Source organism: Blautia fusiformis (assembly GCF_020686995.1).
GTDB lineage: Bacteria > Bacillota > Clostridia > Lachnospirales > Lachnospiraceae > Blautia_A > Blautia_A fusiformis.
In genome coordinates this window covers 183,029-197,437 of record NZ_JAJEPT010000001.1, presented here as the reverse complement: position 1 = coordinate 197,437, position 14,409 = coordinate 183,029, and the positions used below count along the sequence as shown (strand labels likewise).

Here is a 14,409-nt window from a genome sequence, read left to right as displayed (position 1 = left end):
CCGCACTGACGTGTCATAAAAAGAACGGGACCGTACACTATTCTGCGTCCGTTCCCGTTCTCCATGCTATTTTTCTGTCTTTTTATTTATAAAATGAACAAATTCATAGCTTTCCATTATCTGAAAGTATTTTACGATTCTCGGATAAAGCGGTTCTGCCTTATCTCCGAAATGCTCTTTCACCAGCAGGGCAAGCTCCTGCACGGTTTTGGCTCCATCGATCTCAGGCCAGATAAAAGTTCCCATTTCATCAAGATGAACCTTGGAAAACCTTGGCTTGCCAAAAACCTTCTGCGCGATGGTATTGAACATACCCTTATTCTCTATCTCAAGAATGATCCGCTGCTTCAGGTCCCGGTGCCACCGGATCGACTGGTTTGTTTCCGGGATCAGATCAAGATAGTTGATATCCTGTTTCTTATCCTTTTTGTTTTTTCTCATCAGGCTTTCTTCTTTCTCCAGATAGAGAATTTAAGCAGTGACAGGATCATGATGATCATCAGCACAACGCCGCCGATATTTCCAAGGTTTACAACGCCGGACATATCAAGGCTGATACCGACAACTGCAAAGATCGCAAGAAGAATTCCAACAAGACCCTCGCCGGCGATCATACCAGCACAGTACAGGGTACCATCTGTGGACTGAGCTGTCTTGGTTTTTTCGTCAACACCTTTTCTGCTGTCAAGTAATCCACGAACGATACCACCGATCATGATGGTTGCGTTCAGGTAGATTGGAAGGTAAAGACCGATTGCGAAAGGCATTACCGGGATACGGAGGATCTCAAGGCAGATTGCAAGGAATACACCTACAAATACAAGTCCCCATGGAAGGTTTCCGCCCATGATTCCCTCAACGATCATCTTCATAAGCTGAGCCTGTGGCGCAGGGATCTCTGCTGTACCGTAGCCCCATGCTGCATCCAGAAGATACAGAACACCGCCGATAGCAAGACCGGAAACAACAACACCGAGCATCTCGCCCATCTGCTGCTTCTTAGGTGTAGCACCGAGAAGGTATCCTGTCTTAAGGTCCTGAGAGGTATCACCGGCGATCGCTGCGATGATACAGATAACAGAACCAACAGCGATCGCTGCTGTCATTCCGTCGATACCTGTTTTACCGGAGCTCTTGATCGCAAATGTAGCAATCAGAAGAGTAGCGATAGCCATACCGGAAACCGGGTTGTTGGAGCTTCCTACAAGACCTACCATACGGGAAGATACTGTTGCAAAGAAGAATCCAAAAACTACGATGATACATGCACCAAGAAGAGTTACCGGGATTGCCGGAACGATCCAGATGATAAATACCATTGCTATAACACCGAGAAGGATGAACTGCATCGGAAGATCCTGTGCGGTTCTCTCTGTGCTTGTGTTCTTGCTTCCCTTCATGCTCTTCATGGAGTCACGGAAGGTTGTAACGATCAGCGGCAGGGATTTGATCAGGGAAATGATACCACCTGTTGCGATAGCACCTGCGCCGATATATTTAACATAAGTAGACCAGATTGCTGATGCTCCGCCGTTTGCGTAAAGCTGGGCAATGGTCGTTCCCTCTGCTGCCGGATACATCCATGTATCAGGTCCGAACAGGCAGATCAGCGGAATGATGACCATCCAGCCGATAAGAGAACCTGTAAACATGTAGGATGCGATCTTCGGTCCTACGATATAACCAACACCGAGAAGTGCCGGATAAACCTCCATACCGATCTCACCCTTGAAGGATTTAAATGCTGCAGAAACATCTGCCGGAAGAAGCTTCAGTCCATCAACAACAAATTTGAAGACAGCAGCAAGTCCCATACCGGAGAATACTGTGGAAGCATTTGCTCCGCCTTCCTCACCGGCAAGAAGAACGTCTGCGCAGGCAGTTCCTTCCGGATAGAGAAGAGTTGCATGCTCTTTAACAATGAGGGCATTACGAAGGGGTACCATGAAAAGTACACCAAGGATACCACCGCAAAGTGCGATCAGAGTGATCTCAACGATGCCTGGTTTGCTTGTAAGTCCTTCCTCTGCCCAGAGGAACAGTGCAGGCATGGTGAAGATAGCACCTGCTGCAAGAGACTCACCGGCTGAACCGATAGTCTGGACCATATTGCTCTCCAGAATGGAGTTTCTGCGAAGAATCACGCGGATAACACCCATGGAGATAACTGCCGCCGGAATGGAGGCAGATACTGTCATACCAACACGAAGACCAAGGTAAGCATTGGCTGCGCCGAAGATGACAGCAAGAATACATCCCATGATCACAGATGTAACTGTGAGCTCCGGAGTGATTTTCTCCGCAGGAATGTAAGGTTTGAACTCTGTGTTTTTGTTCATATTTCCTCTCCCTTTATCTAGTAAATTAGTAACGTTATATAGTATAGCAAATTTCGCAGTATTTTGCAAGAAATTATATCTGAGATATTATATATTATTTACAATTTTCTGTATAATTATAAGCAAATAATTGGTCACTATGCAGCTTTTATGCTAACATAGTGACCTTATTCCTTACAATTGAATATTATACATTTAAAATAAAATACTTTTTTTTTTCAGTTGTCCGTTTCCAGCTGTTTTGTCAGATATCGCCCTACGATCTTCGAGAAATTTCCGATATCCCGGATATAGGCAAAATCCTTTCCAAAAATCTTCTTTTCCGCCGGAAGATCCTTCTCTTCGCCTGCAAATACCCCCAGAACACTGACGCCCTGGCTCCGAAGACGCCGCACCTCTGTTGCAGTATCTGAAATGGCATATTTTCCCTGATAAGGGGCCGGATTTTTTGCATTGGGGCGGTTTATGATCACATCGTAGGGGCGTCCGTCACTTAAGATGATCAGGATCTTTTTTTCCTCTTCCCTCTGCAAAAGACTGTATCCCGCTGCTTTTATGGCAAGCCCGTCCCGATTATTGGAGGAAGTCACATAATTGAAAATATCCTCATCCGCCGAAACCGGATCATCATATTCCCGGAACCTGTGCAGGATCGTATGATCCCAGAATGTGCAGTAGCTCATAACCCGATGAGGAATGTCCACATTACTCAGGGCAGAGCTGATCATATAAGCCTGCAGTGCCACATCTCCCTGTCGGCTCATCTGTGAACCACTGGCATCGATCAGTATATCCACCACAAAATCCGTATTGTCTCCACGAAGAATCCTCTTGAAAAGATTTGCCTCACCGCTTCTGCCTATACGCCACAGCCTGGAAGGAACGATAGTTCCCCGGTCTGATAGGACTTCCTGATTTTCACTTCGGATCACCAGTGCTTTTTTCAGGAGTTCAGTCAATATGGCAATATTTCGTTTTGCAATTCTGTGCTTGTCATGATAGATCCATATGTTCTTATTACGCAGACGCTTTGCATACTGATACTGATAATTATCACGAACCGGATTTTTCAGGATTCCTTCTGTAAAATACAGGCTGCAGTCTCCGTGTATTCCCCGGCACATAAGATGGTTCATTCTTTTTTCTTCCGCAGGTGTGAGATAGGTTTTTCCAAAATTCAGTTCCACATAGGTATGAGCTTTCTGAAGAGCTTCCTCTGAAATCACCGTGATCTTGTTTTTCACCTTACGTTTTTCTTCCATATCCTGTGTCAGCGAGGAATCTTCTATATCTGTCATCCGGTCTGTGAGCTTTTCCACGTAATTTTCCAGAGCTTCCTCATACATCTCTTCATTAAGGTAGTCTTCCCAGCCAAATTCCGTCAGTTCTTCCAGCGTCACCGCCATTACCCGTTCAAGGGAACCGTTTTTCTTCTCAAAGTCCGGATCGATGACCGCATTATAGAGGCTGTCGATGATCCGAATCAGTTCCATGGTGTCTCTGCTTTCTGCGCAGGCATAAATCTGATCCCGGAATGCAGACAGTTTTTTCTCCAGAGGCTGTACGCTTCCTGTAAGTACATCACGGAATACTGCAATTTTCAGCCTGTCTAACAACTTATCGTAGAAAGGCAGGGTTTCATATTCCTGATCCAGGATATCTTCCAGAGCTTTTTTTCTCATGCGGCGAACCCCGGGGCGCTCTTCACAGATCCGCTCTCCCACTGCCGCTTCGATACAGAGCTGTGTCAGCCCGGTCAGCTCCGTCTCAGAGGCATCCAGATAGATTTTTTTTACAAGATAAAGACCAAGAAGATTTTTGTCAAAATATCTGGCAAAAGCCCCCTGTTTGATTCCATCGTAAAGAGCGATCTCTTTTGAGCGGAGAAACAGCGATACATCCGGCTTCACATCCAGTGTATAGTCGCCGCTTACCGTCCAGAGGAGATTACGGATCCGGTTTTCCAGCTCCATCTTGTAATCTTCTATAGAAAGTTCTTCTGTCAGATCTTTATGCATAGACATCGTCCTTTGTCCACTCTTCCGGGATCCTTGTGCGGACTACATCGTCCACGATCTCCTTTTCAAAAATATCGAAGGTTTTGTTCACCACTCCCATCTGCACTGCTGCCAGGGGAGAAAGTCCTGCACGAACAATCTTCATGGCAGCCAGAAGTCCTCGAAGATCCAGCGCTTTTGTGGAGATCTCACTGTTTACGGATTTCTTCTGAAGATCCATAAATACACCGATAAACTGTTCCACTGCCTTTTCCCTTGCCTCCGGGAACATTTTGCGGAAAATAAATCCCAGGGTTTCTTCTGTCTGTGCTGGCATATCGATCACCAGGAAACGGGAAACCAGAGCTTCGTTCAGCTCCTTTGTTCCTGCATATCCGTAGTTCATGGTTCCGATAAAACGTGCCGCAGGATGAAGGTCGATCCGGTCATAGCCCGGAACATCAATGGAGCGACGATAGTCCAGAGTCGCATGAAGGACAGAGACCGCATCGTTCTTTGCCATATTGATCTCATCCAGAATACCGAAGCCACCATACTCGGCACACTGATAGATGCTGCCCTTTCGGAGGCAGACTTCATTGTTTACAAAGGTATCCGTTCCGATCAGGTCTCCGCTGTTTGTATTGACATGGAAAGATACATTATAAACCGGACGGCCAAAAGCATATGCCAGATTTTCTGCCAGGATATTTTTTCCCGTGGCCTTTGGGCCTGCAAGAAGAAGATTTTCTCCTTCCAGAAGTCCTGCAATGGCCATTTCCAGGATTTCTTTTCCATAGAACGGTATGGACGGTCTGGTAACTCTGGCTGCAGCCCCCTCGTCAACGTTATAATTTTTTCGAAACTCCTCGATGCCGTGGATCAGGCTTTCGGAAACGTTCTGTTCTTTTAAAAATTCTAATTCTATCATATATATTTACTCCTGAATCTGATTGAATACCGCAGATATCCTCATCCGCAGTTATTATATGATCCTATGACGGATAACCGCTTACAGATTCTTTCTCCGCCAGGTAAAAAACGGGACAGATCTTACATCTGTCCCGTCATTTGATTTCAAAGATGCCGCTGCACCCAGGGAACATCTCTTATTTCCTGTATTTTATTTAACCGATCATACCTCAAAGATCAGATCACCGTAGGATGGCATCGGCCACATATCTTTATCTACGATCATCTCAAGCTCGTCTACAGGTTTTCTTAAAGCCTGCATTGCCGGTACCACGCTCTCTCTGAAGAATACAGCACGGTCACGTCCCTCTTCATGGGATTCCGACTCAGCGATCAGTCCGGAAAGCTTATCCATAGCTGTCTTGGTCTCAGCAAGAAGTGCGGAGGATTTTTCCAGAAGACTTGTCTGTACACTGACATCAAGCGCTGCGCTCACTGCCTTCACAGAATTGATGGACTCTGCAAGAACCGTTGTATAACGGATCACTGCCGGGATGATCTGCTTGGTAGCTACATCCACCATGGTCTTGGCCTCAATGTTGATAGCCTTTGCATAGCCTTCATACTGGATCTCTGCTCTGGACTCAAGCTCTGCTCTTGTAAATACATTAAAGGATTCAAAAAGCTTCACAGCCTTATCTGTAGTCAGCGCAGGAATGGCATCTACCATGGACGGAAGGATCGGAAGTCCACGTCTCTTTGCCTCTGCCTCCCACTCCGGTGCATATCCGTTTCCGTTGAATACAATACGCTGATGCTGGATCGCATACTCCTTGATCAGGTCATGTACTGCAGTATCAAAATCGTCTGCTGCTTCCAGACGGTCGCATGCATCGCGGAATACTTCTGCTGCAATCGTGTTCAGAACTACGTTGCACTCGGAAATGGAATCACGGGAACCAACCATACGGAACTCAAATTTGTTTCCTGTGAACGCAAATGGTGATGTTCTGTTTCGGTCTGTAGCATCCTTCATGAAATCCGGAAGTGTCTTAACACCGGTATCCAGGATCTCGCCGGTCTTACTGTGTGTGGCGGTACCTGTGCTGATCAGCTGCTCCAGAACATCCTGAAGCTGCTCACCAAGGAATACGGAGATAACTGCCGGCGGTGCCTCGTTTCCTCCGAGACGTTCATCGTTTCCAACGTCTGCTGCAGACTCTCTCAGAAGATCTGCATGCTCATCAACGGCTTTCAGGATACAGGTGAGAACAAGAAGGAACTGGATATTCTCATGAGGAGTTTTTCCCGGCTCAAGAAGGTTGATCCCGTCATCCGTTGTCAGGGACCAGTTGTTGTGCTTACCGGAACCGTTAACTCCTGCAAACGGTTTCTCATGAAGCAGGCAGCGCATACCATGGCGGCTTGCAACTTTTTTGAGGATACGCATCATGATCTGGTTGTGATCTGCTGCAATATTTACCGGTGCGTAGATCGGTGCCAGCTCATGCTGTGCAGGTGCAACCTCATTGTGCTGTGTCTTTGCTGTTACGCCCAGCTTCCAGCACTCCTCGTTGACTTCCTTCATGTATGCGGAGATTCTCTGACGGATGGTTCCGAAATAGTGGTCATCCATCTCCTGCCCCTTCGGCGGCATAGCACCGAAAAGAGTTCTTCCTGTATAGATCAGGTCTTTTCTCTGGAGCCATTTCTCCTTATCAACCAGAAAATACTCCTGCTCAGCTCCAACGGAAGGAGTTACTTTTTTTGATGTTGTATTTCCGAAAAGGCGAAGAAGTCGAAGCGCCTGTGTATTGACCGCTTCCATGGAACGAAGAAGCGGTGTTTTCTGGTCAAGCGCCTCTCCTGTGTAGGAGCAGAATGCTGTGGGGATACATAAGATCCCGCCGGCTGCGTCATGACGTACAAAGGCAGGTGATGTGCAATCCCATGTTGTATAGCCTCTTGCCTCGAATGTTGCACGAAGTCCTCCAGATGGAAATGAGGATGCATCCGGTTCACCCTTGATCAGCTCCTTGCCAGAAAAGCTTAAGAGTACCTTGCCGTCCTCTCTTGGCGCTGTGACAAATGCGTCATGTTTCTCGGCAGTAACACCTGTCAGCGGCTGAAACCAGTGACAATAATGAGTAGCACCTTTCTCAATAGCCCATTCCTTCATCTCATGTGCAACCACATCAGCGATCTCCATGGACAGCTCCTTACCCTCTTCTATTGTCTTTTTCAGTTCGCGGTATACCTTCTTCGGCAAACGGTCCTGCATAACAGAATCGTTAAATACATCGCAGCCAAAGATTTCCTTTACGTTGATATAATCTCCCATTTCTTCCTCCTTTTCGTTCCTGTATATCCAGTCTTTCTTATGAGGAAAGACATTTTCACCTCTGTATGATCACCTTGTCTTCGGATACTCGGATCATTCTTCGCTCTTCTGGGTAATCTCCTTGATCTCCTGCATTTTCTGGTTCAGCCGGCTTTTTTTCTGTTTCTTACTGCTGGTAAGATAAAGGTTCATGGCCTCATGAAGATTATCGATTTCCACATGGGTCTGATCTCCACCGAACTCTCCATCCAGCGTCCACGGAACAGCCTCCTCTGACTCTATCACAACATGCGCAGACTTAAAAGAATAGATCAGATCTGTATTATCCTCTGCAGTAAGAAGCGCAGTCATGATCTCCTGAAGCTCCAGCGGATTCTTCGGATTGGTGATCAGTGTCACCTCAAACAGTCCGTCATTCATATCCACGTTTTTTCCGGTAAGATTCTTAAATCCGCCTACAGATCTGGAATTGCTGATCATACCGTAGATAAAATCATTCTCCACAGTCAGCTCATCGGAGGTTACCTTCAGATGATAGGATTTCACCTCAAAAAGCTGCTTCATCCCTTCCAGCACATAGGCAACATGTCCCAGGATATTTTTCAGATCCTGGTCTGTCTCATAAGAAACATTGGTAAACAGTCCAAACGCAGCCACATAGGCAAATGTCTGGTTATTAAATTTACCGATGTCACAGTGATAGATCTGCTCCTCCATGATCATGGAGGCAGCTGCAGTCATACTCTTCGGCATAAACAGACTGTTGGCAAAATCATTGGTGCTTCCTGCAGGGATATACCCGATCGGTGTCTGGCTGCCCACTTCCACGATTCCAGTAACCACCTCATCCAGTGTACCGTCACCTCCACTGCAGGCGATCAGATCTACCTGATCTGCATATTCCTTCACCTGTTCATAAGCATCCTTCGGTCCCTGCGTGGCACGGATGATCACTTCGTACCCACCTTTATTAAAGATATCCACAATGTCCAGCAGATGCATCTTGATTCTTCCTTTTCCTGCTTTGGGGTTGAAAACAAAAAGCATTCTTTTTTTCATTATACAATCCTCATTTCCCGAAATGATTCGTTATGTCTATTCTTTTACTATGATAAAAAAAACGATGTAAAATGTCAATCTTAACTTTTCACATCTGGTCTTACCACAGGCAGCCGGAATTTTATAACAAAAAAAGTCCAAAAACCCAATAAAATTGAATCTTCAGACCTTTTGTTAAGTAGCGAGAGGGGGATTCGAACCCTCGACACCACGGGTATGAACCGTGTGCTCTAGCCAACTGAGCTATCTCGCCATATTCTTTTGTAACATGGGACCTATAGGGCTCGAACCTATGACCCTCTGCTTGTAAGGCAGATGCTCTCCCAGCTGAGCTAAGATCCCATATAAATAGCGAGAGGGGGATTCGAACCCTCGACACCACGGGTATGAACCGTGTGCTCTAGCCAACTGAGCTATCTCGCCATATCTTTTTGTAACATGGGACCTATAGGGCTCGAACCTATGACCCTCTGCTTGTAAGGCAGATGCTCTCCCAGCTGAGCTAAGATCCCATAACAGTTGTTCGTCTTAGGAACTCTTCCGTTCCGCAACTCGCTTTGCTATTATATAATGGTTTGTGACTTGTGTCAACAGTTTTTTTCACTTTTTTTAATTTTTTAAAAAATATATGCTTTTTTGTATTTTTACAGTGGCAGGGAGGTCTGAAATCCCCTGCCACTGTAAGGATGTTATGGGCAAAGTATTGCCCATAACTTGATACTCCCGGATTGCTCCGCTGCACGCAGCTCACGCAATCCTCAAACATTCGGAATCCGCTAATTTACTACGTAAATTGCAACTTCCTCATGTTTGGCGGGGTCCAAGTTCAAAAGTCTTATCGTGCAAGCACGAACGACTTTTTGACCTTTTCCCCCTGGTATTATCTGAAGTACTCAACACCAGATTCGAAAATCTTGATATCCTGCTCTCCGTAAATATTGACAGCCACGCCTGCGTCACGACGCTCACTGTGTGCCATCTTTCCGAGAACACGTCCATCCGGGCTTGTGATTCCCTCGATGTTCATATAAGAGCCGTTTACGTTAAACTCACCCTCATATCCAGTCTCATCTACCGGTACATACTCCGTTGCGATCTGTCCGTTTTCCTTGAGTTTCTTCAGCCACTCATCGTTTGCAACAAAACGTCCCTCACCATGAGAAGCCGGATTACAGTATACGCCGCCAAGCTGTGCTTTCTGAAGCCATGGAGACTTGTTGCTGACAACCTTGGTGTAAACCATCCTGGATACGTGACGTCCGATAGTGTTGTAAGTCAGTGTCGGAGAATCCTCTTTCTGTCCGCAGATCTCACCGTACGGTACCAGTCCAAGTTTGATCAATGCCTGGAATCCGTTGCAGATACCAAGAGCAAGACCGTCACGCTCATTGAGGAGCTTCATAACTGCCTCCTTGATCTTCTCGTTCTGGAATGCGGTAGCAAAGAATTTCGCAGATCCGTCCGGCTCATCTCCAGCTGAGAAGCCGCCCGGGAACATGATCATCTGTGCCTGAGCGATGGCTTTCTCAAAGAGTTCTACAGAATCATGGATATCTTCTGCTGTAAGGTTCTTGAATACCTTTACGTCTACCTCGGCACCTGCTCTCTCAAATGCACGGGTGCTGTCATATTCGCAGTTTGTTCCAGGGAATACCGGAATAAATACACGCGGTTTTGCAACTTTATGTTTGCATACATAGATGCTGTCTGCTTTGTAAAGGGAACCGTCATCTGCTTTGACATCCTCGGTTCCTGCTGCTGTCTTGAATACGTTCTCCAGAGTGCCCTCCCATGTGGAAAGTGCCTCTTTCAGAGTGATCTCAGTATCGCCGTAGGAGAATTTCGCATCGTCTGTAGCCTCACCGATCACTGTGTAAGTGATAGCAAGCTCGCCGACTTTTCCATCCGGAACTTCGCAGATGATATCTCCGAATGCCGGGGCAAAGAAATCTCTTGGATCAAGGCTATGCTCGATCTTCACGCCCATACCGTTACCAAATGCCATCTTGCTGACTGCTGCGGCGATTCCATGACGGTCAAGTGCATATGCGGAGATCACACGGCCAGCCTGGATATCCTGATGTAATTTGTCATACTGCTCCATAAGAGCCGGATAATCCGGAAGGTCATAAGCGTCCTTCGGTGCACGGAGCCATACCAGTTTGCTTCCTGCTTTTTTGAGCTCCGGTGTGATCACGTCTTTTACTTTTGCAACATCCACTGCGAAAGATACCAGTGTCGGAGGAACATCAATGTCATTGAAGGTTCCGGACATACTGTCCTTACCGCCGATGGAAGGAAGGCCGAATCCGATCTGTGCCGCATAAGCGCCAAGCAGTGCGGAAAACGGCTGGCTCCATCTCTTAGGATCTTCTGTCATACGACGGAAGTATTCCTGGAAGGTGAAACGGATCTTCTTATAGTCACCACCGGTTGCAACGATCTTGGCAACAGACTCAGTTACTGCGTAGGCAGCTCCATGATACGGACTCCATGAGGAAAGGTATGGATCAAAGCCGTAGCTCATCATGGTAACAGTCTCTGTTTTTCCGTTCTGTACCGGAACCTTTGCAACCATGGACTGTGTCTCTGTCAGCTGATATTTGCCACCGTGAGGCATAAATACACTGCCTGCGCCGATGGAGCCGTCAAACATCTCCACAAGGCCCTTCTGTGAGCATACATTCAGGTCAGCAAGAACATCCAGCCATTTTTTCTTTACGTCTGTTACATCCGGACGTTCCTCGAAAAGATTTCCGTCCTTTGACGGGATCTCAACCTCAACGGAGGTCTCCTGATGTGCACCGTTGGTATCCAGGAATGCACGGGAGATATTTACGATCTCTTTTCCTCTCCAGTTAAGGACAAGGCGTGGCTCCTCAGTTACAACTGCAACCGGAACTGCCTCAAGATTCTCTTCATTTGCGTATTTCAGGAAAGTATCCACATCTTTCGGGTCAACCACAACAGCCATACGCTCCTGGGACTCGGAGATGGCGATCTCAGTTCCGTCAAGACCTGCATACTTCTTCGGAACTTTGTCAAGGTCGATCTGAAGTCCTGGTGCCAGCTCGCCGATGGCAACAGAAACACCGCCCGCACCGAAGTCATTACATTTCTTGATGATATGGCTGACCTCTTCTCTGCGGAACATTCTCTGGATCTTACGCTCTGTCGGTGCATTACCTTTCTGCACCTCTGCGCCGCAGACCTCGATGGAAGCCTCTGTATGGACCTTGGAGGAACCGGTAGCACCACCGATACCGTCACGGCCGGTACGTCCTCCAAGAAGGATGATGATATCTCCCGGATCGGAATTCTCACGGATAACCGCACGTCTCGGAGCAGCACCCATAACCGCACCGATCTCCATACGTTTTGCAACGTAGTCCGGATGATAGATTTCTTTTACAGCACCGGTTGCAAGACCGATCTGGTTTCCGTAGGAGCTGTAACCGTGAGCTGCGCTGCGGACAAGTTTCTTCTGCGGAAGTTTACCCTTCAGAGTTTCTTTTACGGATACAGTCGGATCAGCCGCACCGGTTACACGCATTGCCTGATATACATAGGTACGTCCGGAAAGCGGGTCACGGATGGCACCGCCAAGGCAGGTAGCCGCACCACCAAAAGGCTCGATCTCGGTCGGATGGTTGTGGGTCTCGTTCTTGAAGTTGATCAGCCACTCTTCTTCTTTTCCGTCCACATCCACCGGTACCACGATACTGCAGGCATTGATCTCATCAGACTCTTCCTGATCTGCAAGCTTGCCTTCTGCTTTCAGTTTCTTCATTGCCATAAGTGCAAGATCCATCAGGCAGACAAACTTATCGTCACGGCCCTTGTACATGCTCTTATGGGCATCCAGATATTCTTTGTATGTTTTTTCGATAGGAGTCTTATAATCACCTTCATCAAACTTCACGCTGGTAAGCTCTGTGGAGAAAGTAGTATGACGGCAATGATCAGACCAGTAGGTATCCAGAACGCGGATCTCTGTCATGGAAGGATCGCGTTTCTCTTCATTCCTGAAATAATTCTGGATATGCTGGAAGTCCTTGAATGTCATGGCGAGGTTCAGAGAAGCGTACAGCTCCTTCAGATCAGCCTCAGCCATATCCTTGAATCCGTCAAAAATCTTCACATCCTCAGGATCCGGGAATACTGTTACCAGTGTTTCCGGCTTCTCAAGACCTGTCTCACGGGAATCCACAGGGTTGATGCAGTGATGTTTGATCGCCTCAAACTCTGCATCTGTAACGGTTCCTTCAATTACATAAGTAGTTGCTGAACGGATGATCGGTGCTGCATTCTCATCCAGGAACTGTACACACTGCACTGCAGAATCTGCTCTCTGGTCAAACTGTCCGGGAAGGAATTCTACGGAAAATACACGTGCGCCCTCTGCCACATCAAATTTTTCAAGATACAGATCATCTACCGGCGGCTCTGCAAATACGGTCTTGCAGGCTTTCTCAAATACTTCATCGGAGATATTCTCCACGTCATAACGGATCAGCTCGCGGACTGCTGTCACAGTGCTGATACCAAGATAATGTTTGATCTCATGTTTCAGTTCCTTTGCTTTTACTGCAAAGGCAGGTTTCTTTTCTACATACACACGTCTTACGTTGCTCATAGAAGGCTCCTTTCTCTATATCCGATAATAAGGATGGTAAACGTGCAGAAAGCATTTCAGTCTTTCTTTTCTGCTGAAAATATAGTATCATAGGAAATATCATTAGTAAAATTAATATATCTTATATCATTTATAAGCGGAGGATTTTTCACATATGGATATCAATCTTGAACTTTACAAAGTGTTTTATTATGTGGCCACAACACTGAGCTTTTCGGAGGCTTCCAGACAGCTTTTTATCTCACAGTCTGCAGTAAGCCAGGCCGTCAAAAACCTTGAAAAAAAGCTGGGCCATACTCTGTTTGTGCGCAGCACCAAACGGGTCATCCTGACTCCTGAGGGAGAGCTTCTTCTCCAACATGTAAAACCGGCCCTTTCCATGCTAAACGAGGGAGAGGCTGTCCTTTCCGGAGAAGGAAATCTTACCGGTCAGCTGCGGATCGGTGCCAGCGATACTCTGTGCCGCTATTTTCTCATCCCCTATCTCCGCCGTTTCCACAAGGATCATCCGGAGGTACGGATCAAGATCATCAACAGTACTTCTATCGGATGTGCGGAGCTTCTGGAAAACGGCCAGGCTGAGCTGATCGTCACCAACTACCCGAATTCCCGGCTTTCGGCCCACACCAAGCTTCAGACTGTGCTGGAATTCCGGGATATCTTCGTGGCAAATCCGGACTATTTCACCATGGGCAAATCTCCTCTTTCCATGGAAAATCTTCTGGATTATCCCATCCTGATGCTCGCTCCAAAGAGTACCACCAGCGAATATCTTCATCAGGTGTTTGCAGCCCAGGGACTGAAGCTGCTGCCTGAGGTTGAACTGAACAGCAACGATCTGCTGATCGATCTTGCAGAGATCGGACTTGGTATTGCCTGTATCCCGGATTATATGCTCCGCAACCGTCCGGGCCTGGAACCTGTCCATCTGAAAACACCTCTGCCCGCAAGAAGTGCCGTGATCGCTCATCATGAAGCACTGCAGCTTTCTCAGGCTGCCCAGTGTTTTCTGAAATATTTTTCCCAGATCTGATACGATCAAGTCCCTGCCGCTTTCTGCTTTTCGCGATTGAAGCAGGAGACTTCCCTGATCCAATAAAAAAGCCACCGGAATCTGCCATAAGG

Annotated in this window: 8 protein-coding genes and 4 tRNA genes; 1 reads left to right on the top strand and 11 read right to left on the bottom strand. The window is 47.0% G+C overall.

The window, feature by feature from the left end:
* Nucleotides 1-66 precede the first annotated feature (66 nt).
* The 11 genes from LKD46_RS01045 to LKD46_RS00995 all read right to left on the bottom strand — a co-directional run bounded on the left by LKD46_RS01045 (nt 67) and on the right by LKD46_RS00995 (nt 13,284).
* The gene (locus LKD46_RS01045) at nt 67-441 is read right to left on the bottom strand and encodes a PqqD family protein (protein ID WP_021650789.1); all 375 of its coding nucleotides are present in this window, start codon (nt 439-441) and stop codon (nt 67-69) included.
* Nucleotides 441-2,339 carry an OPT family oligopeptide transporter gene (locus tag LKD46_RS01040; protein ID WP_044961039.1) on the bottom strand — a complete coding sequence of 633 codons (1,899 nt, stop codon included), beginning with the start codon at nt 2,337-2,339 and terminating at the stop codon, nt 441-443. The genes LKD46_RS01045 and LKD46_RS01040 overlap by 1 nt, the downstream gene beginning before the upstream one ends.
* Nucleotides 2,340-2,557: 218 nt before the next feature.
* Nucleotides 2,558-4,357, bottom strand: a complete 1,800-nt coding sequence (locus LKD46_RS01035) for a vWA domain-containing protein (RefSeq protein ID WP_021650787.1) — start codon at nt 4,355-4,357, stop codon at nt 2,558-2,560.
* A complete protein-coding gene (locus LKD46_RS01030) occupies nt 4,350-5,267 on the bottom strand; it encodes an AAA family ATPase (protein ID WP_186582078.1) in 918 nt (305 codons plus the stop codon). The genes LKD46_RS01035 and LKD46_RS01030 overlap by 8 nt, the downstream gene beginning before the upstream one ends.
* Before the next feature lie 204 nt (nt 5,268-5,471).
* Nucleotides 5,472-7,589, bottom strand: coding sequence for a glutamine synthetase III family protein (locus LKD46_RS01025; protein WP_110102533.1), 2,118 nt, complete (start codon nt 7,587-7,589; stop codon nt 5,472-5,474).
* 93 nt (nt 7,590-7,682) lie between these two features.
* Entirely contained in the window at nt 7,683-8,648 is a 966-nt protein-coding gene (locus tag LKD46_RS01020) for a diacylglycerol/lipid kinase family protein (protein WP_015526961.1), read from the bottom strand.
* A gap of 179 nt (nt 8,649-8,827) precedes the next feature.
* Nucleotides 8,828-8,901 (bottom strand) — tRNA-Met (locus LKD46_RS01015).
* Nucleotides 8,902-8,917: 16 nt separating this feature from the next.
* Nucleotides 8,918-8,990: transfer RNA gene (locus LKD46_RS01010), tRNA-Val, on the bottom strand.
* Nucleotides 8,991-8,997: 7 nt separating this feature from the next.
* Nucleotides 8,998-9,071, bottom strand: a tRNA-Met gene (locus LKD46_RS01005).
* A 16-nt stretch (nt 9,072-9,087) separates the two neighbouring features.
* Nucleotides 9,088-9,160 (bottom strand) — tRNA-Val (locus tag LKD46_RS01000).
* Nucleotides 9,161-9,528: 368 nt separating this feature from the next.
* Nucleotides 9,529-13,284 (bottom strand): phosphoribosylformylglycinamidine synthase, encoded by a 3,756-nt coding sequence (locus LKD46_RS00995; protein ID WP_227573676.1) that lies wholly within the window; start codon nt 13,282-13,284, stop codon nt 9,529-9,531.
* 154 nt (nt 13,285-13,438) lie between these two features.
* Here LKD46_RS00995 and LKD46_RS00990 point away from each other — a divergent pair, with 154 nt between their 5' ends.
* Complete coding sequence (locus LKD46_RS00990; protein WP_021650784.1) at nt 13,439-14,317, top strand: LysR family transcriptional regulator; 879 nt, start codon at nt 13,439-13,441, stop codon at nt 14,315-14,317.
* Nucleotides 14,318-14,409: the final 92 nt, after the last annotated feature.